General features: G+C 69.5%; 19 protein-coding genes and 5 pseudogenes. 17 read left to right on the forward strand and 7 right to left on the reverse strand.

Going from position 1 to position 21,343, the window contains the following annotated elements; genetic code table 11:
* Positions 1-3: 3 nt before the first annotated feature.
* The 6 genes and pseudogenes from ACFJGX_RS07880 to ACFJGX_RS07905 all read left to right on the forward strand — a co-directional run bounded on the left by ACFJGX_RS07880 (position 4) and on the right by ACFJGX_RS07905 (position 6,545).
* The gene (locus tag ACFJGX_RS07880) at positions 4-1,770 is read left to right on the forward strand and encodes an FAD-dependent oxidoreductase (RefSeq protein WP_382328156.1); all 1,767 of its coding nucleotides are present in this window, start codon (positions 4-6) and stop codon (positions 1,768-1,770) included.
* A gap of 41 nt (positions 1,771-1,811) precedes the next feature.
* On the forward strand, positions 1,812-2,774 hold the full coding sequence (locus ACFJGX_RS07885; protein ID WP_382328158.1) for a Bug family tripartite tricarboxylate transporter substrate binding protein: 963 nt from the start codon (positions 1,812-1,814) through the stop codon (positions 2,772-2,774).
* Between the two features lie 91 nt (positions 2,775-2,865).
* Positions 2,866-3,396 (forward strand): annotated as a pseudogene (locus ACFJGX_RS07890) (Bug family tripartite tricarboxylate transporter substrate binding protein); the annotation flags it as partial.
* A gap of 7 nt (positions 3,397-3,403) precedes the next feature.
* On the forward strand, positions 3,404-3,823 hold the full coding sequence (locus ACFJGX_RS07895) for a Bug family tripartite tricarboxylate transporter substrate binding protein (RefSeq protein ID WP_382328636.1): 420 nt from the start codon (positions 3,404-3,406) through the stop codon (positions 3,821-3,823).
* Positions 3,824-3,992: 169 nt separating this feature from the next.
* The gene (locus ACFJGX_RS07900) at positions 3,993-4,895 is read left to right on the forward strand and encodes a 3'-5' exonuclease (RefSeq protein WP_382328160.1); all 903 of its coding nucleotides are present in this window, start codon (positions 3,993-3,995) and stop codon (positions 4,893-4,895) included.
* Between the two features lie 55 nt (positions 4,896-4,950).
* Positions 4,951-6,545: pseudogene (locus tag ACFJGX_RS07905) on the forward strand (MFS transporter).
* 19 nt (positions 6,546-6,564) lie between these two features.
* On the opposite strand, the gene ACFJGX_RS07910 reads toward ACFJGX_RS07905, so the two are convergent.
* A complete protein-coding gene (locus tag ACFJGX_RS07910; protein WP_382328638.1) occupies positions 6,565-6,921 on the reverse strand; it encodes a DUF1090 domain-containing protein in 357 nt (118 codons plus the stop codon).
* Between the two features lie 79 nt (positions 6,922-7,000).
* A complete protein-coding gene (locus tag ACFJGX_RS07915; RefSeq protein WP_382153793.1) occupies positions 7,001-7,750 on the reverse strand; it encodes an IclR family transcriptional regulator in 750 nt (249 codons plus the stop codon).
* A gap of 154 nt (positions 7,751-7,904) precedes the next feature.
* Here ACFJGX_RS07915 and ACFJGX_RS07920 point away from each other — a divergent pair, with 154 nt between their 5' ends.
* The 6 genes from ACFJGX_RS07920 (at position 7,905) to ACFJGX_RS07945 (ending at position 13,519) form a co-directional block, all read left to right on the forward strand.
* A complete protein-coding gene (locus ACFJGX_RS07920; RefSeq protein ID WP_382322094.1) occupies positions 7,905-9,179 on the forward strand; it encodes a Rieske 2Fe-2S domain-containing protein in 1,275 nt (424 codons plus the stop codon).
* A 46-nt stretch (positions 9,180-9,225) separates the two neighbouring features.
* Complete coding sequence (locus tag ACFJGX_RS07925) at positions 9,226-10,203, forward strand: Bug family tripartite tricarboxylate transporter substrate binding protein (protein ID WP_382322093.1); 978 nt, start codon at positions 9,226-9,228, stop codon at positions 10,201-10,203.
* Positions 10,204-10,210: 7 nt separating this feature from the next.
* Positions 10,211-11,002 carry an SDR family NAD(P)-dependent oxidoreductase gene (locus tag ACFJGX_RS07930; RefSeq protein WP_382322092.1) on the forward strand — a complete coding sequence of 264 codons (792 nt, stop codon included), beginning with the start codon at positions 10,211-10,213 and terminating at the stop codon, positions 11,000-11,002.
* A 12-nt stretch (positions 11,003-11,014) separates the two neighbouring features.
* Entirely contained in the window at positions 11,015-11,986 is a 972-nt protein-coding gene (locus ACFJGX_RS07935) for a PDR/VanB family oxidoreductase (RefSeq protein ID WP_382322091.1), read from the forward strand.
* An 84-nt stretch (positions 11,987-12,070) separates the two neighbouring features.
* A complete protein-coding gene (locus tag ACFJGX_RS07940) occupies positions 12,071-12,700 on the forward strand; it encodes a TetR/AcrR family transcriptional regulator (protein ID WP_382322090.1) in 630 nt (209 codons plus the stop codon).
* Positions 12,701-12,703: 3 nt separating this feature from the next.
* Positions 12,704-13,519, forward strand: coding sequence for a crotonase/enoyl-CoA hydratase family protein (locus ACFJGX_RS07945; protein ID WP_382322089.1), 816 nt, complete (start codon positions 12,704-12,706; stop codon positions 13,517-13,519).
* Between the two features lie 121 nt (positions 13,520-13,640).
* On the opposite strand, the gene ACFJGX_RS07950 is transcribed toward ACFJGX_RS07945, so the two are convergent.
* Complete coding sequence (locus ACFJGX_RS07950; protein ID WP_382322088.1) at positions 13,641-14,078, reverse strand: PACE efflux transporter; 438 nt, start codon at positions 14,076-14,078, stop codon at positions 13,641-13,643.
* Positions 14,079-14,199: 121 nt separating this feature from the next.
* On the opposite strand from ACFJGX_RS07950, the pseudogene ACFJGX_RS07955 reads away from it, so the two are divergent.
* Positions 14,200-15,100, forward strand: a pseudogene (locus tag ACFJGX_RS07955) (LysR family transcriptional regulator).
* Positions 15,101-15,389: 289 nt separating this feature from the next.
* On the opposite strand, the gene ACFJGX_RS07960 reads toward ACFJGX_RS07955, so the two are convergent.
* From ACFJGX_RS07960 to ACFJGX_RS07975, 4 genes and pseudogenes are all read right to left on the reverse strand, one after another.
* Positions 15,390-15,782: a helix-turn-helix domain-containing protein gene (locus ACFJGX_RS07960; RefSeq protein WP_382328640.1), complete on the reverse strand. Its 393-nt coding sequence runs from the start codon at positions 15,780-15,782 to the stop codon at positions 15,390-15,392.
* A gap of 41 nt (positions 15,783-15,823) precedes the next feature.
* A pseudogene (locus ACFJGX_RS07965) lies at positions 15,824-16,354 on the reverse strand (hypothetical protein); the annotation flags it as partial.
* A gap of 136 nt (positions 16,355-16,490) precedes the next feature.
* Positions 16,491-16,742 (reverse strand): hypothetical protein, encoded by a 252-nt coding sequence (locus ACFJGX_RS07970; protein ID WP_382328162.1) that lies wholly within the window; start codon positions 16,740-16,742, stop codon positions 16,491-16,493.
* A 268-nt stretch (positions 16,743-17,010) separates the two neighbouring features.
* Positions 17,011-17,295 (reverse strand): annotated as a pseudogene (locus ACFJGX_RS07975) (TetR/AcrR family transcriptional regulator); the annotation flags it as partial.
* Between ACFJGX_RS07975 and ACFJGX_RS07980 the strand changes: the two are divergent.
* From ACFJGX_RS07980 to ACFJGX_RS07995, 4 genes are read left to right on the forward strand one after another with little or no spacing between them, the layout of a single operon-like run.
* Entirely contained in the window at positions 17,285-18,100 is an 816-nt protein-coding gene (locus tag ACFJGX_RS07980) for a cyclase family protein (RefSeq protein ID WP_382322085.1), read from the forward strand. The pseudogene ACFJGX_RS07975 and the gene ACFJGX_RS07980 overlap by 11 nt on opposite strands.
* Positions 18,097-19,089, forward strand: a complete 993-nt coding sequence (locus ACFJGX_RS07985; RefSeq protein ID WP_382322084.1) for a fumarylacetoacetate hydrolase family protein — start codon at positions 18,097-18,099, stop codon at positions 19,087-19,089. The genes ACFJGX_RS07980 and ACFJGX_RS07985 overlap by 4 nt, the downstream gene beginning before the upstream one ends.
* Positions 19,086-20,342 (forward strand): thiolase family protein, encoded by a 1,257-nt coding sequence (locus tag ACFJGX_RS07990; protein WP_382322083.1) that lies wholly within the window; start codon positions 19,086-19,088, stop codon positions 20,340-20,342. Before ACFJGX_RS07985 ends, ACFJGX_RS07990 begins: the two co-directional genes overlap by 4 nt.
* A gap of 20 nt (positions 20,343-20,362) precedes the next feature.
* Positions 20,363-21,343 (forward strand): Bug family tripartite tricarboxylate transporter substrate binding protein, encoded by a 981-nt coding sequence (locus ACFJGX_RS07995; protein ID WP_382322082.1) that lies wholly within the window; start codon positions 20,363-20,365, stop codon positions 21,341-21,343.

Genomic DNA, 21,343 nt, shown 5'->3' on the forward strand with positions numbered 1-21,343 from the left:
CCCATGCAAGCCTCCACCTTTCCGAATCTCTCCGCCAACGTCGACGTGGTCGTCGTCGGCTCCGGCATCGCGGGCCTGACGGCCGCCGTCGTGGCGCGCGCGCTGGGCCGCCGTGTGCTGTTGCTGGAAAAAACCGCCCAGGTGGGCGGCACCAGCGCCACCTCCGGCGGCGCGGCCTGGCTGCCTGGCAACCGCCACGTGCCGGCCGAAACCGACCCCGAGGCGCCCATGACCTACCTCGCCCACCTCGTGGGCGAGCGCATGGATGCCGCGCAGGTGCGCGCCTGGCTGGAAGGCGGCATCGAGGCGGTCGACTTCCTCGAACAGCACAGCAGCGTGCGCTTTCGCCTCTACGGCGGCGCCGACTACCGCACCGACGTGCCCGGCGCCGGCATCAAGGGGCGCACGGTCTACCCCGAGCCCTTCGATGACCGCCAACTCGGCAAGGCCTACAAGCTCATCAAGAACCCGCTGCCCGCCATCACCGTGTTCCACGGCATGCAGACCGACAGCCGCGACCTCGCGCAGCTGAGCGCGGCGCTGCAGTCGCCCGGCGCCTTCCTCTACAGCGCCCGGCGGCTGTTCAAGCACTACTCGGACCTTTTGCTGTACGGCCGCTCCACGCGCCGCCAGCGCGGCAACGCGCTGATCGGCATGCTGCTGAAGTCGGCGCTGGACAGTGGCGTGGACCTGCGCGTGAACGCGCCGTTCATCCGGCTGATCCAGGACGCAGGCCGCGTGAGCGGCGTGGTCTTCGAGGAGAACGGTGTGCGTCAGGAAGTGCGCGCCGGCGCGGTGGTGCTGGCCTCGGGTGGGTTTTCGGGCGATCCGGTGATGCGCGCGGCACACACCGCCTACGCCGCCGAGCACATCGGCCTGCCGCCCGAGAGCAACGTGGGCGACGGCCTGCGCCGCGCCATGGACGTGGGTGGGCGCATGGCCCAGGGCAATGTGTCGGACTACTGCCGCGCACCGGTCTCCGTGCTGCGCCGCAAGAACGGCGAGGTGGTCAAGCACCCGCACTTCCGGCTGGACCGCTGCAAGCCGGGCGCCATCGTGGTGGACGCCCACGGCCGGCGCTTCGTCAACGAGGCTTGCTCGTACCACGACTTCGTGATCGCCATGCACGCGGCCGGCGCGGTGCCGGCCTACCTGATCGGCGACCAACGATTTCTGCGCAAGTACGGCATAGGCCTGGTGCGGCCGTTCCCGTTTCCCTACCGCTCCTTCGTCCGCGAGGGCTACCTCGTGCAGGCGCCCACGCTGGCCGCGCTGGCCGAAAAATTGGGCATCGACGCCGCCGGCCTGCAGGCCTCGGTCGAGCGGCTCAACGGCTATGCGCGCACTGGCGTCGACCTCGAGTTCCGCAAGGGTGCGGACATCTACAGCCGGGGCGACGGCGATCCGGCGCACGGCCCCAACCCCTGCCTGGGCGAGATCGCGCAGGGGCCGTTCTACGCGGTGCGCCTCTACCCGGGGGACAGCAGCACGACCTGCGGCCTGGTCACCGACACGCACGCCCGCGTGCTGGATGCCGACAACGCACCGATCCCTGGCCTGTACGCCTGCGGCGTGGACATGAACAACCCCAGCCTGGGCACGCACCCTGCCGCGGGCTGCAACCTCGGGCCGGCCATCGCCTTCGCCTACCGGGCCGCGCGCCACATCGTGGACTCGGCGGGCACACCGTCGGCTGCTTCGCAGAACGCGAAGCCCGCGCGGGCCAAAAGCGAATGGACCGGGGCAGGGGCCGCCGCCACACTCGATTGAACGCCATCCCCGCTGTTCACCCCACTTCCAGAACACGAACCATGCGCCTCCACCTGCCCACCCTCCTGCTGGCCGCCGTGCTGCCCCTGACGGCCCTGCGCAATGACTTTCCCACGCGTGTCATCAAATTCGTCGTGCCCCACGGCACCGGCGGCGGCACCGACCTGGTGGCGCGCGTGCTGGCCCAGAAGATGTCGCCTTCCCTGGGCCAGCCCATCGTGGTCGAGAACCGGCCCGGCGCGGGCACGCAGACCGGTGCCGAGTACGTGGCTTCCTCGCCGCCCGATGGGCACACCATCATGCTGTCGTCGTCCTCGGTGCTGACCATCCCCTACCTGCGCAAGACGCGCTTCGAGCTGCCGCGCGACTTCACGCCCATCGGCCAGGTGGGGCTGGGCACCTTCGCGCTGGTCGTCAACCCCAGGCTGCCGTTCCGCACCCTGGCCGAGTTCATCGAAGCCGCCAAGGCGAACCCGGGCAAGTACACCTACGGCTCCGCCGGCATGGGCTCGGCCGGGCACCTGGCGCTGGAACTGCTCAAGAGCAAGACCGGCATCGAGCTCGTGCACGTGCCCTACAAGAGCAGCGGCGACATCGCCCAGGCCCTGCTGAGCGGGCAGATCGACGTGTCGATCGACATCCTCACGATCCAGAAGGCGCTGATCGACACCCAGAAGGTGAGGGCGCTGGCGACCACCGGGCTCGCGCGCGACCCCAACCTGCCGCAGCTGCCCACCTTCAACGAGACCGGCGTGGTGCCCGGCGGTTACCACATGACCTACTGGTACGGGCTCTTCGTCCCGGTGCGCACACCCGCGGCCGTGGTGCAGCGCCTGCAGCGCGAGTTCACCACCGCGATGAAGGACCCCGAGATCCTGCAGCGCGTGAAGGACTTCGTGCTGCTGCCTTCCGAACTGGGCCCCGCGCAGTTCAAGGACAACGTGGCGACCGAGGCCGCCATGTGGAAGAAGCTGATCGAAAGCAACGACATCCGCGGCGACTGACACCCGCGGCGTCAGCGAACGGGCAGCCAGACCCGACCCGACGACCACCCCCCAGGAGACCGACATGAGAAGAACATTCCTTCGCGGCGTGATGCACGCCCTCGCCCTCGCCGGCATCGCGGCCGTCGCCCCCACGACCCTGGCCGCCGACTACCCGGAACGCGTGGTCCGCCTCGTGGTGCCGCAAGGCCCGGGCGGCGGCACCGACCTCGTGGCCCGGCTGATCGCGCAACGCCTGGCGACACCGCTGGGCCAGGCCGTGATCGTGGAAAACAAACCCGGCGGCGGCACGCAGCTGGGCACGGAATTCGTCGCCGCCGCGCCCGCCGACGGCCACACCGTGCTGCTCACCGCCTCGCCCGTGGTGCTGCTGCCCTACCTGCGCAAGACCCGCTTCGATTTCCTGCGCGACTTCGTGCCCATCGGCCAGGTGGGCGTGGGCAACTTCGCGCTGGTGGTCAACCCGAAGCTGCCGTTCCGTACCGCGCCCGAATTCCTGGCCGCCGTGCGGGCCAACCCCGGCAAGTACACCTTTGGGTCGGCCGGTGTGGGTTCGGCCGGCCACCTGGCGCTGGAGCTGCTCAAGGCCCGCGCCGGGCTGGAGATGGTGCACGTGCCCTACAAGAGCAGTGGCGAGGTTGCGCAGGGCGTGGCGCAGCGGCCAGATCGACAGCTCGATCGACAACCTCACCACGCAGAAGGTGCAGATCGCTGCGCAGACCGTGCGTGGCCTGGCCACCACCGGCCTGGCGCGCGATCCCGGCCTGCCCGAGCTGCCCACGCTGCAGGAACTCAACCTGATTCCCGGCGGCTACACCATGACCTACTGGTACGGCATGTTCGTGCCCACGCGCACGCCCGCGCCCGTGGTCGCGCGGCTGCGCAGCGAGTTCGCGGCCATGATGGCCGAGCCGAAGATGCAGGAGCAGATCCGCGGCATGAGCCTGGTGCCCTCCGCCTTCAAGGCCGAGGAATTCGGCACCCACCTCGCGGCGGAGGCGGCCATGTGGAAGGGCATCATCAGCGCAGCTCGGATTGAAATGCCTTGAGAGGCGGCGGGTGAGGTAGGCTTCATGGATGAATCAGTCCAGCTTCGAATTTGACCTGCCGGGCCCGTTGGAGCCCCTGCCCGTGCCCGCCGCCCCCTCTGTCTCGCGTGCCAGACGGGCCAAGCCGGCCCCCTGCGCCCCGCTCCCGCCCACACTTACCCTGGAGGAGATGGCGCAACGCCTGGAGCGGAACCCCGACTTCCGCGTCCTGCGCCGCCTCGTGCCCGTCACGGACTACGGCCCCGCGCAGGCCGGGCAGGCCGCGTCGGGCAGCCGGCGCGTGCTGGTGCTCGACACCGAGACCACCGGCCTGTCGCACCAGGCCGACAAGATCATCGAACTGGCGATGCTGCTGGTGGACGTGGACCTCGCCTCGGGCCTGCCGTTCGGGCCGGTGACGCTGTTCGAAGGCTTTGAAGACCCGGGCATGCCGATCCCGGCCGTGGCCCAGCAGGTGACCGGCATCAGCGACGACATGGTGGCCGGGCACCGGCTGGACGATGCGCAGGTCGAGGCCCTGGTGGCCCAAGCCGATCTCATCGTGGCGCACAACGCCGGCTTCGACCGCCCTTTCGTGGAAGCGCGCTTCCCCGGCTTCGCGGCCAAGGCCTGGGCCTGCTCCTTCGCGGACATCGACTGGAAGGCCGCGGGCGCCGAGTCGGCCAAGCTCAGCGCGCTGGCGCAGAACCACGGCTGGTTCTACGACGCCCACCGCGCCCAGGTGGATTGCCACGCCTTGCTGCAGGTGCTCTCGCGGCCCGTGGGCCCGCAGGGCCCGGCCACCGGCCTGAACCGGCTGATCTCGGTGGCGGCCCAGGCCAGCTTCAAGCTGCGCGCCACCGGCTCGCCGTTCGAGTCCAAGGACCTGCTCAAGGCCCGGGGCTACCGGTGGGACGGCGATGCCAAGGTCTGGTACTGCACCCTGGCCGACCAGGAACGCCTGGACGCCGAACTCGAATGGCTCAAGGCCGAGGTCTATGGCCGGCGCCAGGCGCGCGTGGAGATCGAGGCCCTGGACGGCCTGGTGCGCTACTCGGCCAGACCGGGCGTGGTGTCGCAAAGAGGGCTGTAAGAACCCCTTTCCCGGGCGCAGCGGCCCTGGCTTTGTCCTTTACAGTGGCCCCACCATGTCCCAAGCCGACGACGACAGCCTCTCGCCCATCGCTCCCCTGCGTCTGCCGGTGTTCCGCATGTTGTGGACCACCTGGCTCATGGCCAACATCTGCATGTGGATGAGCGAGGTGGCGGCGGCCTGGATGATGACCTCGCTGACCACCAAGCCGCTGTGGGTGGCGCTGGTGCAGACGGCCGCCACCTTGCCCGTGTTCCTGCTCGGCCTGCCCAGCGGGGCGCTGGCCGACAACCTGGACCGCAAGCGCTACTTCCTCTTCACCCAGCTGTGGGTGGCGGCGGTGCGCAACCCTGCTGAGCGTGGTCATCTTCCTCGACGTGATGACGCCCCCGCTGCTGCTGGTGCTGATCTTCGCCAACGGCATCGGCATGGCGATGCGCTGGCCGGTCTTCTCGGCCATCGTGCCCGAGCTCGTGCCCCGCTCGCAGCTGCCGGCGGCGCTCGGGCTCAATGGCGTGTCGATGAACGCCTCGCGCATCATCGGCCCGCTGGTCGCCGGCGCGCTGATCGCCAGCGCCGGCAGCGCCTGGGTCTTCCTGTTCAACGCGCTGCTGTCGATCGGGGCGGCCATCATCATCAGCCGCTGGAAGCGCGAGCACACCCCCAACCCGCTGGGCCGCGAGCGCCTGGGCTCGGCGATGCGCGTGGGCCTGCAGTACGTGGCGCAGTCCTACCTGCTCAAGGGCGTGCTGCTGCGCATCTCGATCTTCTTCTTCCACTCCACCGCGCTGATGGCCCTGCTGGCCCTGATCGCGCGCGGCATGCAGGACGGCGGCGCCGGCACCTTCACCCTGCTGCTGGCGGCCATGGGCGCGGGCGCCATCACCTCCACCGCTTTCCTGCCGCGCCTGCGCCGCCGCTACTCGCGCGACGGTCTGGTGCTGCGCGGCGCCGCGGTGCAGGCCACGGCGATGGCCGTCATGGCCGTGACCCACCAGCTCTGGATCGCCGTGCCCGCGATGTTCCTCGGCGGCGCGGCCTGGATCACCGTGGCGCAACACGCTCAGCGTGTCGATCCAGATGGGCCTGCCCGACTGGGTGCGCGCGCGCGGCATGTCGATCTACCAGATGTCCATCATGGGCGGCAGCGCGGCGGGCGCGGCGCTCTGGGGCCAGGTCGCCACCTGGACCAGCGTGCCCGTCTGCCTGGGCATCGCCGCCGTCAGCGGCATCAGCGCCATGGCGGCCGTCAACCGCTGGATGCCCGACGCCGGGCTGGAAGACGACCTCACCCCCAAGCGCATCTTCCCCGCCCCGTCGACCCCCGAGCCGCCGGGGCATGGCCATGTGATGGTCAGCATCGAGTACCGCGTCGACCCCGCGCGCGCGGCGGAATTCCGGTTGCTGATGCTCAACGAAAGCCGGCGCGGCCGGCTGCGCCACGGCGCCCTGTCCTGGGAGCTGCTGCACGACATCAACGACCCGGGCCGCTTCGTCGAGGTCATCGTCGACGAGTCGTGGACGGACCACCTGCGCCGCTTCGACCGCGTCACCGCCGCCGATGTCGCGCTGCGCGACCGCAAGCTCGCCTTTCACCTTGGCGACGAACCGCCGCGCGTCACCCGCTGCCTGATGGAAACCACCGTCTGAACGGCGGCGCGCAGGCCGTTCAGCGCTCGATCGGCCGCTCGGCCTCGGTCAGTTCACGGCGCGCCTCGTCCAGCTTGGCCTGGCGCTCGGCCAGCTTCTTCGGGTCGCCTTTCTGCTGGGCCTCGCGCAGGCTCTTCTCGCGCTCGGCCACCTTCTTCTGCGCCTGTCTGATCTCGGCGCTGCGCTCTTTCTCCAGCGATGCGTCGGTGCAGTTGGCCTGGTTGGCGCGCAAGGCCTTCTTCAGCCCGGCCACTTCCTGCTTGCGGCCGTGCTCGGTGGCGTTGGCCAGCTGGGCCTCGATGTTGCGGCGCTTGGCCTGGCAGGCGGAAGAGGGCTCGTTCGGCCAGCGTCGGCGCGGCGAACACCAGCAGGGCAGAGGCGCAGCACAGGGCGGCGATGGCTTTCATGGGCGGTTCCTTCCTGAGGGGATGAAGCGGCCATCATAGGCCCGCGCGCTATGGGCCGGCGCCGGCCTTCTGCGAGAGATCGCGCGCGGCCTCCAGCAGCCATTGCGCGATGCGCCTGACCTGCGCGTCGTCCACGCGCGCGCTCGGGCCGTACACCGCGAGCGAGCCCACCACCTTGGCGCCGGCCGAGAAAAACGGCGCGGCGATCGCCACCGCGCCCCGGATCAGCTCGTCGCGGCTGATCGCATAGCCGGCCTCGCGGATGCGCACCAGCTCGTCCAGGTAGGCCTTCTGGCGCGCCTTCGGGATGCGGCCCTCGATGTAGTGCAGCGCATCGGGCGCGAACGCGAGAATGGCGCGCCCGCTCGCGCCCAGGATCACCTTCTCGCTGTGGCCCACGCCGCGCTTGAAGCTCAGCGGCTGCGCGCTCGGCATCTCCGCCACACACACCCGCTCCTCGCCGTGGTGCACCAGCAGCGCCACCGTCTCGCCCGTCTGTTCCCACAGGCGCCGCATCATGGGCTGCGACAGCGTTGCCAGGTCCAGGCCCGAGGTCCACATGTGCGCCAGGTGCGCCACCGACGGGCCGAGCTGGAAACGCTGCGGCTCGCCCACGGACACGATGAAACCGCGCAGCTCCAGCGTGCGCAGCAGCCGGTACAGCGTGGGGCGGCTCAGGTCCACGCGCTTGAGCAGCTCGCTCGCGCTCAGCTGCCGGTCGCCCGCGCGAAAGGCCATCAGGATGTCCAGCGCGCGGTCCACGGCGCGCACGCCTTCGTTGCTCTTGTCGATGCTCATCGCCATCTCCCGGGTGTTGGAGCCCGCATTGTATGAAATGCGTCCGCCTGATGGACAGTCGGCTCATTTTCTTTGACATGGATCAAGTGGGATTTCTAGAATGGACACCTGTCTCACCTGACGTACAAGCAACCCACCCCACGGAGTCCCCCCAGTGAACAAGGAAATGTCTGAAACGCTCACCCGCGTCGGTCCCGGCACCCGCATGGGCAACCTCATGCGCCGCTACTGGGTGCCCGCGCTGGCATCGAGCGAAATCCCCGAGGCCGACGGGCCGCAGGTGCGCGTGCAGCTGCTCGGCGAGAAGCTGCTGGCCTTTCGCAACACCGACGGCAAGGCCTGCCTGATCGGCGAGTTCTGCTCGCACCGCGGCGTCTCGCTCTACTTCGGCCGCAACGAGGAAAACGGCATCCGCTGCGCGTACCACGGTGTGAAGTTCGACGGCGATGGACAGTGCGTGGACGTGCCTTCCGCGCCGCAGGCCTGCGCGCGCATGCACATCAAGGGCTATCCCTGCGTCGAGCGCGGCGGCATCGTCTGGACCTACATGGGCCCGGCCGACCAGCAGCCCGCGCCGCCCGAGCTGGAGTGGTGCACGCTGCCGCCCGAACACGTGTTCGTCTCCAAGCGCCTGCAATACAGCAACTGGCTGCAGGCCATGGAAGGCGGCATCGACACCGCCCACGTGTCCTACGTGCACCGCTTCGAGGTCGACACCGACCCCATGCACCAGGGCGTCAAGGCGCTGGACTACATCAAGGCCGACGGCAACGTGAAGTTCGAGATCGAGCAGACGCCCTTCGGCCTGAGCCTGTTCGGCCGCCGCAACGGCGAGCCCGATTCCTATTACTGGCGCATCACGCAGTGGCTGTTCCCCTGGTTCACGCTCATCGCGCCGTTCGGCGACCACGCGCTGGGTGCGCATGTGTGGGTGCCGATCGACGACCACAACTGCTGGGCCTGGAGCATCAACTGGCAACCCGGCCAGCCGCTCACCGAGGAAGAGCGCACCGCGATGCAGGAGGGCAAGGGCATCCACGTCGAGTACGAGGCGCCGGGCAGCTTCATCCCCAAGCAGAACCGCGACAACGACTACGGCATGGACCGCGTGGCCCAGCGCGAAGACCGCTCCTACAGCGGCGTCTTCGGCTTCTCCGCGCAGGACTACTCGCTGCAGGAAAGCATGGGCACCATCCAGGACCACGAGGCCGAGAAACTGCTGCCCACCGACAAGGCCATCGTGATGGCGCGCCGCATGCTGCACGAAGCCGCGCTCGGCCTGGAGCAGGGCCAGACGCCGCCCGCGCTCGACGCCAGCGCACAGCACGTGCGCCCCGCCGGCGTGCTGCTGCCCAAGGAGCAGGACCCGGTGGCCTGGGCGCGCGAGGAACTCGCCGACGCCACGAAGAAACCGGTCTTCAGCCTCTGAGCGGCTTCCCCTTTTCCCCCACGACAGACCAACACAGGAGACACCCATGAAGTCCCATCTCAAACTCGCGGCCGCCGTCGCGCTCGCGGCCTGCGCGGCCACCTCGGCCTGGGCGCAAGGCGCCGACTGGCGCCCGAGCAAGCCGGTGCGCATCATCGTGCCCATCGTCGGCAGCACCAACGACGTGCTCGCGCGCCTGATCGGCCCCGAGCTGCAGAAGGCGTTCGGCCAGCCCTTCGTGGTCGAGAACAAGCCCGGCGCGGGCGGCAACATCGGCGCCTATGAAGTGGCGCGCTCCGCGCCCGATGGGCACACGCTGCTGATCGGCTACAACGGTCCGCTGGCGATCAACGTCACGCTGTTCGACAAGATGCCCTACGACCCGGTGAAGGACCTGGCCCCGATCACGCTCGCGGTGAAGGCTCCGCAATACCTGGCGGTGAACCCCGCCTCCGGTTTCACCGACGTCAAGGACTTCATCGCCAAGGCCAAGGCCAACCCGACGAAATACACCTACGGCTCGATCGCCATGGGCAGCGCCTCGCACCTCACCATGGAAATGATGAAGTCGGCGGCGGGCTTCCACATGACGCACGTGCCCTACCGGGGCGCGGGCCCGGCCGTCACCGACCTGATCGCGGGCAACATCCAGGCCGGCTTCTTCGTGCCGGGCAACGTGCAGGGCTTCGTGAAGGAAGGCCGCCTCAAGCTGCTGGCCTCCACCGGCCCCAAGCGCTTTCCCAGCACGCCCGATGTGCCCACGCTCGCCGAGTCCGGCCTGAAGGACTTCGAGGCCACCTCGTGGATCGGCCTGCTCGCACCCGCCGGCACGCCACCGGCCATCATCAACCGCTACAACGAAGAGATGGTGCGCATCCTGAACTCGCCCGAGATCCAGAAGCGCCTGCACGAGATGGAGTTCGACATCATCGCGGGCTCGCCCAAGCAGTTCAGCGACTGGATCGGCACCGAGATCGTGCGCTGGGGCAAGGTCATCAAGGCCACCGGCGCCAAGGCGGAGTGAGCGACCCATGAGCGAACCCCAACGCGAACCCCGTCTGGCGGGCAAGACCGCGCTGATCACCGGCGGGGGCGCCGGCATCGGCGCCGCCGCGGCCCGGCTGTTCTGCCGCGAAGGCGCGGCCGTGCTGCTGGTGGACGCCGACGCCCAGGCCCTGGCGCGCACCCAGGAAAGCATCCTGCAGGCCATGCCGCAAGCGCGCGTGAGCACCGTTGCCGCCAACGTGGCCGACGAGGCCGCCGCGAAAGCGGCGGTGGCGCAGTGCACCGGGCAATGGGGTGGGCTCGACATCCTGGTCAACAACGCGGCCATGCGCAACTACACCGCCGCCGCCAACGCCACGGCCGCCGAATGGCAGGCCATGGTGGGCGTGAACCTGGTGGGCATGTCCAACTACTGCGGCGCGGCCCTGCCGGCCCTGCGGCACAGCGGCGCGGGCGCCATCGTCAACGTCTCGTCCTGCTACGCCGTGACCGGGCGCAAGGGCATGGCGCTGTACGACGCGACCAAGGCGGCCCAGCTCGCGTTCACGCGCAGCCTGGCCTTCGAGGAAGCGCCGCACGGCGTGCGCGCCAACGCGGTCTGCCCCGGTTCCACACTGACCGACTTCCACGTCGGCCGCGCGCAGGGCGCGGGCAAGAGCGTCGAGCAGCTCAAGACCGAGCGCAAGGACAGCTCGCTGATCGGCCGCTGGGCCTCGCCCGAAGAAATCGCCTGGCCCATCGTGTGGCTGGCCTCGGGCGAAGCGTCCTTCATCACCGGCACCACGTTGATGGTCGACGGTGGTCTGCACATCATGTGAGTGGTGACTGGCATGTCGTCTCCCACCTTGCAGGCCCTGGTCCACAACCTCCGGCACGAGGCCACGGGCATCGTCAGCGTCGAGCTGCGTCCCGTGGCGCCGTGCACCGCCTTCCCCGTGGTGGAGGCCGGTGCCCACATCGACCTGCACCTGGGCAATGGCCTGGTGCGCAGCTACTCGCTCACCAACCCGGGCGAGAGCCACCGCTGCGTGGTCGCCGTGCTCAACGACCGGCACAGCCGGGGCGGCTCGCGCTACGTGCACGAGCAGCTGCGCGTGGGCCAGGTCATCGCCATCGGTGCGCCGCGCAACCACTTCCGGCTGCAGGAAGACGCGCCGCGCAGCGTGCTGCTGGCCGGCGGCATCGGCGTCACACCGGTGTTCGCCATGCTCCAGCGCCTGGCCGAACTGCAGCGCCCGGCCTGGCTCATCTACTGCGCGCGCAGCCGCAAGGAAGCGGCCTTCGTGGCCGACATCGAGGCCCTGGTGCGGGCGCACCCCGCGCTGTCGCTGCGCTGCCACTTCGACGACGAACACGGCGGGCCACCCGACCTCGTGCAACTGCTCGACGGCCACGCCAAGGACACCCACTTCTACGCCTGCGGCCCCGCGCCCATGCTCGACGCCTACGAACGCGCCTGCGCGCAACTGGGCCAGGCGAACGTGCACCTGGAACGCTTCGCCGCCGGCGCGCCCGTGGCCGACACCACGGCCGCGGTGGGCTACAGCGTGGAACTGCGCAAGTCCGGCAAGACCGTGCAGGTCGCGCCCGGCGTGGTGCTGCTCGACGCCTTGCTCGACGCCGGCGTGACCCTGGACCACAGCTGCCGCGAAGGCGTGTGCGGCGCCTGCGAGACCAAGGTCATCTCGGGCGACGTGGAGCACCACGACCTCATCCTCACCCAGCAGGAGCGCGCGGCCAACAAGTCCATGATGGTCTGCGTCTCGCGCTGCCGCTCGGGCCGCCTCGTGCTCGACGCCTGAGCCCACCCCACCCGCCGCGCGGCCCTTGCGCGGCTCTTTTTTCGGCGGTAATATAACAACGTTACTGAAACGTACCGTTGATACATGAACCCTCCCCCATCGAGTTCCACCGGCCCCTGGGCGTCCAGCGTGCGCGACATGAAGCGCCTGGCCATCCTCGCCGCCGCGAGCGAGGTGTTTGGCGAAGAGGGCCTGCAGGGCGCCACCATGCGCCAGATCGCGCAGCGCGCCGGCTGCACCACCGGCGCCATCTACCCGCTGTTCGCGAGCAAGGAGCTGATCTACGCCGAGCTGCTCGCCACCTCGCTGGCCGACCTGCACGCCCACGTGTCCGCCGCCGCCAGCGGCGCGGGCGCGGGCCTGCCGCACGAGCGCGCCGCCAAGGCCTTTCTCGACCACTACCTCGCGCGCCCCTACGAGGTGAACCTCGGCCTCTACGCCTTCAACGGCCTGAAGAAACTCGGCGTCGGCAAGGAACACGACCTCGCGCTCAACAAGGCGCTGATGGACACCCTGGTGCTGCTCTCGCCGCACGCCCGGCGCAGCCGCCACAGCCCGCCCGACGCCGAGGCCATGGCCACCTTCGCGCAGCTCATCGGCACGCTGGTGCTGCACCAGGCCGGGCGCCTGCAATTCGCCAAGCTTTCCCCCAGGCAGCTCATCGAGCATTCATTGACCACCCGCCGGCGCGCCGCCGGACAGCAGGAGACATGACACATGGCAGTGCGAACCGAAAAGAACGGCCCGGTCTGGACCATCGTCCACAGCCGGTTTGACGAAGCGCGCAACGCGATGGACCCCGAGAGCGCCGATGCCCTCGTGGCCGCGCTGCAGGCCTTCGACAAGGACTCAAGCGCCTCCGTGGCCGTGCTCTGGGGCGAGGGCGGCGCCTTCTGCGCCGGCTGGGACCTGAAGTACGCCAGCACCCTGAACGACCGCGAGAAGTTCGACGCCGACATCTCGCGCGGCCTGGCCTTCCCCATGGGCGCCAACGACGCGCCGCGCGGCCCGCTCGGGCCCACGCGGCTCGAACTCTCCAAACCCGTCATCGCCGCCGTGGAAGGCCCGGCCGTCGCCGGCGGCATGGAGCTCGCGCTGTGGTGCGACATCCGCGTCATGGCCGACACCGCCTACTTCGGCGTCTACTGCCGGCGCTGGGGCATCCCCCTGCTGGACGGCGGCTCCGTGCGCCTGCCCCGGCTCGTGGGCCAGGGCCGCGCGATGGAAATCATCCTCACCGGCCGCAAGGTGCCGGCCACCGAAGCGCTGGCCATCGGCATGTGCGAGAAGGTGGTGGGCGAGGGCGGTGCGCGCGCGGCCGCCGAGGCCATGGCGCAGGAGATCGCGCGCTTCCCGCAGGCCGCTGTGCGCGCCGACCGCCGCACCGTGCACGAAACCTACGGCCTGCCCCTGCGCGAAGCCATGCGCCGTGAATGGCACAACGGCGTGGAGGCGCACTGGGAGCAGGGCGCCGACGGCGCGGGCCGCTTCGCCGCCGGCCTGGGCCGCAGCGGCGATTTCAAGACGATCTAGAAGCACCCCCCTGCGCCGCTGCGCGGCTTCCCCCTTCCGTGGCGCGCCTTCGGCGCTTCGAGGGGGGACGGCATCTTGGGCCGGCGAAGCCGGACCCTCGATGCCTCTGGTGGGCGTTGCTTCAGGCGCCCTGCGGCGCGGGCTGGGCCGAGGCCGGCAGGCCGAAGATCTTGTCGAACGCCAGGTTGAACACGAAGGTGTAGACCAGGAAGAACACGATCAGGCCCAGGTCCAGCACGAAGGCCTGCCAGAGCGAGATGTCCAGCCACCAGGCGAACAGCGGCACCAGCGTGATCACCAGGCCCCCTTCGAAACCGATGGCGTGCGCCACGCGGCGCAGCACACTGCGCCCGCGCCTGGCTTGGCGCGCCTCCCAGCGCTCGAACAAGGTGTTGTAGACCAGGTTCCAGATCACCGCGATGGCCGAGGCGGCAATGGCCGCCACGCTCGCGTGGCCCATGTTGGCGCCCGACAGCAGGGCCAGGCCCGTGGTGGACATGGTGATGGCGATGATCTCGTAGAGGGTGATGTAGACGACTTTGCGTTTGATGCCTTGCATGGCGGAACTCCGATTTCCCTGGCCTCCGGGCCGGTGTGGCTGAGGCAATGAGCGCATGGTAAGTCGGCTTGGCTGACGATAAAAGTCAGATACTTTCAGAAAATCTGATAAGTTAGCCGCCATGGCCTTTTCCAGCGACAACGTGCGCGTCTTCCTCGCGGTGCTCGACGCCGGCTCGTTTTCGGCCGCCGCGCGTCAGCTCGGGCGCGTGCCCTCGGCCGTGAGCATGACCATTGCCCACCTGGAAGCCGAGCTCGATCTCGTGTTGTTCGACCGCAGCGCGCGCGAACCCAGACCCACCGACGTGGCGCGCGCGCTGGAGCCGCAGGCCCGGCAGCTCGCCAGCCAGCTGCGCCAGCTGCAGGCGCACGCCGAAGGCCTGCACCAGGGGCTGGAGCGCCAGCTCACCATCGCCATCGCGCCCGAGCTGCTGTCCGCACCCTGGAGCCAGCCGCTGGCCGTGCTGCGCAGCCGAGTTCCCCGCGCTCATCGTCGAAGTGCTGTCCGCCCCGCAGGCCGATGCGCTGCGCATGCTGCACGCGGGCGACGCGCAGCTCGCGCTCGTGTTCGAGCGCCCGGGCACCGATGAGCGCGAAGGCTTTCAGGAACTGGGTCAGGAAATCCTGGTGGCGGTGATTTCACCTTCTCACCCCGAGGTGCGGGCGCGCCAGGGCCAGCTGCAGCTGAACGACCTGATCGACATCCGCCAGATCGCCGTGGTCAGCCGCGACCCGCGCGGGCGCGACCCCCGCCTGCTGCTCTCGCGCCACATCTGGCGCACCGACAGCCACCTCGCCACGCTCAGCCTGGTGCAGGCCGGCCTGGGCTGGGCCTACCTGCCGCGCAGCCTCATCGCGCCCATGGTGGCGGCCGGCACGCTGACGGAAATCCGCTTCAACAACATCAGCAACCAGCTGCGCGTGTGGGTGGACGTGGTGTGGCACACCGACCGGCCCATGGGCCTCGGTGCCAAGCGCTTCATCGAGTTGATGCGGCAGGCCGCGACGAGCGGAGCGGCCTGAGCCGGGCGCTCAGACCAGCGCGTTGACCTGCGTGCCCAGCGAGCCGCCGCTGGCCAGCGGCAGGGCGGCCGGCAAGGCGTTGAGCATCGCCATGGCGCTGGACGACTGGATGTCCTGCGCCTTCTTCAGCACCTGGATCTGCACTTCGCTGGTGACCTGATCGCGCTTCATGTCGGCGACGGCGTGAACAAGGGCGGCGGGAGAAACGTCCATGGGGCTTCCAAGCGGGGAGAAAAGATGCCTCTTGTATCGGCCGCTCCCGGGTGAACTTGACCGGCCTGCGGGCCGTTCAGCCCGCGCGGAACTCCCCCGGCGCCACGCCATAGCGCTGCTTGAAGCGCCGGTAGAAGGTCGACACCTCGCCAAAGCCCGCCGCGAAACCGATCTCGGCCGTGCCCAGGTGGCGCGACGCCGGGTCGCGCAACAGCGCGTGCGCGCGCGCGTCAGCCGGGCGCGCGTGAGGTATTCGTGAAAACTGCCGTCCGACAGCGCGAACAGCTGGTGCAGCGTGCGCAGCGACACGCCGAACGCCCGCGCCACGCGCTCGGGCGTCAAGTCCATCTCGCTCGAGCGCTGCTCCACCTGCTGCTGCACGCGCAGCAACAGCGCGCGCCGCCGCGCCAGCCGCGTGGGCTCGTGCTGATCGGGACCCGCACCCACCGCACCCGCCACCAGCGCGCACAGCGTGCCCAGGGCCATGTCCCGGCTCGTGGCGGAAAGCCCCGCGTGGTGCCGCAACAGGCCGTCGAGCCAGTTCGCGATCAGCTCGCGCTCGGTGTGCGCGCGGTCGATGTGGTGCATGGGCAGCCGCTCACCCGAGCGCAGCGCCAGCAAGGGGTGCAGCCGCGCGCGCTCGATGCGCCAGAGGCGGAAATCGAACACCCCGTCGGTGCCGGTGCGAAAGGCCAGGTTGGGGTCGGCGATCACGATGTCGCCGGCCTCGGCCACACAGCGCTGGCCCTGCTGCTCGAACCACGCGCGGCCCTGCCGCTGCAGGTACACGTAGTAGGTGTCGCCCGGGCACTCATCGATGTCCTGTTCACGGCGCTGCACCAGGTGGCCGTCGCAGACGATGTCGGTCACGTCCAGCGCGCCCAGGTGGCGCCGCGCGATCGCGCCATGGAAGGGTGGGCGCGGGTGCACCGCCGGCTGGCGCTGCGGCGTCAGCGCGTACACGTGCTCGCAACACGCCTCGCGCCATTCGTCGAAGCGCGTGGCGGCCGGCACGCTGTCGGTGGACCACTCCGTGAGCATGGTGGAACTGCCTCCTGATTGGGACGGCTGCCAGTATCCAGCGTTTTGATCAAAACGAACAATATCGCGGGAATATGAACAGAAGCGAATCGATTGAGCGGCTTGTGCTCAGGAAGCCGGGCACGGCCCGGGCAGGCTATGCCAGCGGCGTGGCCTGCAGGCCGCCCACGACAAAGCGCACCAGGTACTTCGCGGCATCTTCAATCGGTGGGGCGGTGAACTCCGCACCCAGCAGCGTCAGGATCCGGTCGTGGGCGTTGTGGGCGTAGAAGAAGGCGCCAAAGAGAAACACCATGCGCCAGTAGAACTCCTTGTCGTCGAGGTGCGTGCAACGCCGATGCAGCTCCTGCATGAAGTCCTTGGCGAACCCGTCCACGATCGATCCCATCGCTTCCCGCACGTCGGGGGGATGGGTCGGCCAGCATGCGGCCATAGAAGCTCCGGAACGCGTCGCGCTGCTCCGCGGCGGCGCCCGCCACACGCAGCGACGGCTCCATGGCGGCCAGCAGCAGGTCCTCGATGGGGGCGTTCGTCTCCACGGCGGACGAGAGCCGGGCCATGCGCTCCGCCATGATGGGCCCGAGGCGGCGCTCCAGCACGGCGCGACACAGCGCCTGCTTGGAACCCCAGTAGTAATGGAACATGCCTAGGTTGACCCCGGCGGCTTCCGCGATCTGGCGAATGCTCGTCCCGCCATAGCCCTGGGCCGCGAACAGCTGCTCCGCCGCGTCCAGGATCAGCGCCTGCGTGTTGGGGCGTTCTGATTCGCCCACGGCCTCGGCGCGTGGGCGCCTGCCAGTCGGACTCAACTTTTTCGTGGCCATGTGCTCTCCCGCGCCCGCCGTCGAGCGCTCAAATCGGTTCGGCCATTGTGCCTGTTGACATGAAGTCATACGTGCGTATAAACTCAAATTACACGGACGTATAAACATGAAACTCATCGACCTCAGCACCTTGTTGGATCCCCAGGACCGAGACCTTCTGCCGCCCGCGCTCAGTGCAGCGGCCGGCGTTGTCGCTCCCCGGATCGAATACCAGCGCCCCCACGAAGCCGAAGGCAAGGACCGCTTCTGCGCGTTTTTCGGCTGCACCCACGAAGACCTCCCGGACGGGGAGGGCTGGGGATCGGAAGTCCTGACCGACATGTCCTCGCACTGTGGCACGCACGTGGACGCGCCGATGCACAGCGGCTCCCGCTGCGCGGGCCAACCGGCCCGGACGATCGATCAGATTGCCCTGGACGAGCTCTATTGCCCGGGCGTCGTGCTCGACTTGCGCGCCATGGTCGAGCCTTGTGGCGCGATCACCCCCGCCATGCTGAACGAGGCCCTGGGCGTGGCCGGCGTGGGCGACATCGCCGGCCACGCGGTGCTGCTGCGCACGGGGCAGGAGCGCTTCCGGATCGGGGAGCCGGGTTTTTTCCAGTACCCGGGCATGACGCGCGAAAGCACGCTCCATCTCACCGGCCTGGGCGCCAAGGTGCTGGGCACCGACGCCGTGGGTTGGGATCGGCCGTTTCCCACGATGGCGGCCGATTTCCACCGCACCGGCGACCGCCGGTATCTGTGGGACGCGCACAAGGCCATCACGGAGTGCGAAGCCTTCATCGTCCAGCAGCTCTGCAACCTGGAAGCGCTGCCGGCCAGCGGTTTCCACGTCGGCTTCTTTCCGATCAAGCTGGCGCGCACCAGCGCGGCACCGGCCCGCGCCGTCGCCTTCCTTCCCGACCTCCTGAAGACGCCATGAAACTCGTCACCTACCGATCCGCGCCCACGCAGCCGCCCCGGCTCGGCGTTCTCCAGGGCGATGGCGCCCTCCTGTGCCTGACCAGCCGGCATGCGGGCGACGCCCGCTTTTCGTCCATGGCCGCCCTGATCGCGGCAGGCGAAGACGCGCTCGCGCAGGCGCGCCGGGATGCCGAGGCCCACCGCCCCGGGCATCCGAACGAAGTGCCACCCGGTGGTTATGGGTTGTTGACCCCGCTCGAACGCCCACCCCTGATGCGCGACTGGGGCACGATGACGGCGCACCCGAAATTCTTCCTGGCAATGCGCGCGCGCCAACGCGCGCAGGCCAGCCCGGATCCCGCGGCGGCCCTGGAAGCGGCGCGCCAGGAAGGCCAGCTGGATCTGCCCGCCAACTGGTTCAGCGTGCCGCGCTTCTACACCGCCAACCCCTTGAACCTGGCCGGGCCCGGCCAGGCCATCGAATGGCCCGCCTTCGCGCAGAAACTCGACTACGAGCTGGAACTCGCCATCGTTCTGGGGCGCACGGGCAGGGACATTCCCCAGCACCGGGCGCGCGATTTCATCCTGGGCGTGACCCTGTTCAACGACTTCACGGCCCGCGACGTGCAGGCGGCCGAAGGCCAGCCCGCGGGCAAGAGCAAGGACTTCGATGGCGCCTACGCGCTGGGCCCTTGCATCGTCACGCTGGACGAGCTGCCCGACCTGTACCAGCTGCGCGTGACCTCGCGGCTCAACGGGGAGACGCAGACCGTGGACAGCACGGCCAGCATGGAAATCGGCTTCGAGGACCTGATCGCCTACGCCAGCCGGTCCTGCACCTTGCACGCCGGGGAGGTGTTCGCCTCGGGCACCTTCGCGCGGGGTTGTGGCGTGGAGACCGGCCGGCTGCTGCAGCCCGGGGACCGCATCGAGCTGGAGGCCGAGCACATCGGCATTCTGGAGAACACCATCGTCGCGTCCGGCGCTGCCCTGAAAGGCGGAGCATGAACTCTGCCGTCTACATCGTGGGCGTCGGCATGACACCGACCGGCAAGTTCGCCGATGCCACGCTGCACCAGCTCACCGCCACGGCGGTGCGCGCGGCGCTGGCGGATGCCGGGGCCACCGGGGCGCAGGTGCAGATGGCGTACTTTTCCAACGTGGCGGCCTCCTACCTGCAAGGCCAGCACATGGTGGCCGGCCAGGTCGTGCTGCGCGAACTCGGCATCGCCGGGGTGCCCATCGTCAACGTCGAGAACGCCTGTGCCAGCGCCTCGACGGCCTTCTGGCTGGCGTGCCAGAGCGTGTGCAGCGGCAGCGCCGACATGGCGCTCGCGGTGGGGGCCGAGAAGCTGTACGACGCGAACAAGTCCAAGTCCTTCGAGATCTTCGGCGGCGGCTTCGATGTGACCCGCCAGGGCGAGCTGCTGGCCTACCTGGAGCGCCTGAAAGGCGCGGCCGGCGCGCCGGCCGACCCGGCGGCTTCTTCGCCGCAGCGAAGTGTCTTCATGGACATCTACGCGGCGCTGGCCGTGAACCACATGCAGCGCCACGGCCTGACGCAACGCCAGCTGGCGGCCGTGGCGGCCAAGAACCACGCGCACTCGGTGCACAACCCGCTCGCGCAATACCGCGATGCGTGGTCCATCGACGAGGTGCTGGCCGCCCGTGCCATCGCCGACCCCCTGACGCTGCCGATGTGCGCGCCGATCGGGGACGGGGCCGCGGCCGTGCTCGTCTGCAACGCGGCGGGACTGCGGCGCCTGTCCGGCGTGGCACCCGTCGATGTGCTGGCTTGCCAACTGGTGAGCGGTCTTCCCCGCCACGACGACGACGTGGACCTCGCCATCACGCGCCGGGCCGCCCTGGCCGCCTACGAAGGCGCGGGCATCGGGCCCGAGGACGTGGACGTGGCCGAGGTCCACGATGCCACCGCGTTCGGCGAAATCCTCCAGACCGAGGCGCTGGGTTTCTGTGCCCGCGGCGAAGGGGGCGTGTTTGCCGAATCCGGCGCGACGGCGCTCGGCGGATCGCTGCCCATCAATGTCTCGGGTGGACTCGAATCCAAGGGCCATCCGATCGGCGCCACCGGTCTGATGCAGATCGCCGAGCTGACGCAGCAGCTGCGCGGGCAGGCGGGCCCGCGACAGGTCGCGGGTGCGCGCGTGGCCCTCGCGGAGAACGGTGGCGGATTCATCGAGAACGAGGAGGCCGTCGCTTGCGTCACCCTCCTTGGCGCCGGCCGCCAGAGACGAGCTTGAACACCCCAAGGAGCCCTGACATGAAACGAACCCCCATCCCCCGCCGCCACGCGCTGGCGTGCCTGGCCAGCCTCGCGGTGGCATCGCCCCTGTGGGCACAAACCCCCTGGCCCAGCAAACCCATCCGGCTGGTGGTGCCCGCCAGCCCGGGCAGCGGCCCGGACGTCATGGCGCGCCTGATCGGCGATCGGCTGGCACGGCGCCTGGGCCAACCCATCGTGGTCGAACCGACCCCGGGCGCCTCCGGCATCCTGGGGGCCGACAAGGCCCTGAACGCGCCACCGGACGGCTACACCTTTCTGTTCGGATTCAACCAGCTGATGACCATGAATCCGCACATCTACGCCAAGCTCCCCTACGACCCGGTGCGCGGCATCGCGCCGGTGAGCCTGATCTCCAAGGGGGGCTATGTGCTGCTCGCCAGCCCGTCGGTGCCTTTCGATGACGTGGCGGGCATGATCAAACATGCGCGGGCCCATCCCGGCGCCCTGGTCTATGCGTCCTTCGGCAATGGCAGCGCGCCCCACCTGGGCATGGAGCTGCTCAAGCAGCGCGCCGACATCGATCTGCTGCACGTGCCCTACCGCACCAGCGCGGCGGCCAACACCGACCTCATGGCCAACCAGATCCACGTCAAGATCGAAACGCAGTCCTCGGCCGTTCCGCTGGTGCGCAGTGGCAAGGTGAAGGCCCTGGCGGTCACCACGGGCACCCGCATGAGCGCGCTGCCGGAAGTTCCCACCCTGAAGGAGACGGTGCCCGGTTTTGAGCTCACCGGCTGGAACGCCGTCTGGGCCCCCGCGGGCACACCGGCGAATGCGGTGGACCAGATGTCCCGCGCCATCCAGGCCACGCTGCAGGAACCCGAACTGCGCAAGCGGCTCGGTGACATGGGCATCGATCCCCAGGGCTCGATGCCCGGCGAGCTCGACCAGTTGACCGTCCAGGAATCCGCGCAGTGGGGCAAGCTGATCCGGGAAAAAGGCATCAAGGCGGATTGA

Source organism: Hydrogenophaga sp. UC242_50 (assembly GCF_042697355.1).
GTDB lineage: Bacteria > Pseudomonadota > Gammaproteobacteria > Burkholderiales > Burkholderiaceae_C > Hydrogenophaga.

What these genes read in the sequence shown, in the direction of transcription:
- ACFJGX_RS07880 (WP_382328156.1), top strand. Translation starts at nt 4, where the DNA reads ATGCAAGCCTCCACCTTTCCGAATCTCTCCGCCAACGTCGACGTGGTC.
- ACFJGX_RS07885 (WP_382328158.1), top strand. Translation starts at nt 1,812, where the DNA reads ATGCGCCTCCACCTGCCCACCCTCCTGCTGGCCGCCGTGCTGCCCCTG.
- ACFJGX_RS07900 (WP_382328160.1), top strand. Translation starts at nt 3,993, where the DNA reads ATGGCGCAACGCCTGGAGCGGAACCCCGACTTCCGCGTCCTGCGCCGC.
- ACFJGX_RS07915 (WP_382153793.1), bottom strand. Translation starts at nt 7,750, where the DNA reads ATGAGCATCGACAAGAGCAACGAAGGCGTGCGCGCCGTGGACCGCGCG.
- ACFJGX_RS07925 (WP_382322093.1), top strand. Translation starts at nt 9,226, where the DNA reads ATGAAGTCCCATCTCAAACTCGCGGCCGCCGTCGCGCTCGCGGCCTGC.
- ACFJGX_RS07930 (WP_382322092.1), top strand. Translation starts at nt 10,211, where the DNA reads ATGAGCGAACCCCAACGCGAACCCCGTCTGGCGGGCAAGACCGCGCTG.
- ACFJGX_RS07935 (WP_382322091.1), top strand. Translation starts at nt 11,015, where the DNA reads ATGTCGTCTCCCACCTTGCAGGCCCTGGTCCACAACCTCCGGCACGAG.
- ACFJGX_RS07940 (WP_382322090.1), top strand. Translation starts at nt 12,071, where the DNA reads ATGAACCCTCCCCCATCGAGTTCCACCGGCCCCTGGGCGTCCAGCGTG.
- ACFJGX_RS07945 (WP_382322089.1), top strand. Translation starts at nt 12,704, where the DNA reads ATGGCAGTGCGAACCGAAAAGAACGGCCCGGTCTGGACCATCGTCCAC.
- ACFJGX_RS07950 (WP_382322088.1), bottom strand. Translation starts at nt 14,078, where the DNA reads ATGCAAGGCATCAAACGCAAAGTCGTCTACATCACCCTCTACGAGATC.
- ACFJGX_RS07970 (WP_382328162.1), bottom strand. Translation starts at nt 16,742, where the DNA reads ATGGGATCGATCGTGGACGGGTTCGCCAAGGACTTCATGCAGGAGCTG.
- ACFJGX_RS07980 (WP_382322085.1), top strand. Translation starts at nt 17,285, where the DNA reads ATGAAACTCATCGACCTCAGCACCTTGTTGGATCCCCAGGACCGAGAC.
- ACFJGX_RS07985 (WP_382322084.1), top strand. Translation starts at nt 18,097, where the DNA reads ATGAAACTCGTCACCTACCGATCCGCGCCCACGCAGCCGCCCCGGCTC.
- ACFJGX_RS07990 (WP_382322083.1), top strand. Translation starts at nt 19,086, where the DNA reads ATGAACTCTGCCGTCTACATCGTGGGCGTCGGCATGACACCGACCGGC.
- ACFJGX_RS07995 (WP_382322082.1), top strand. Translation starts at nt 20,363, where the DNA reads ATGAAACGAACCCCCATCCCCCGCCGCCACGCGCTGGCGTGCCTGGCC.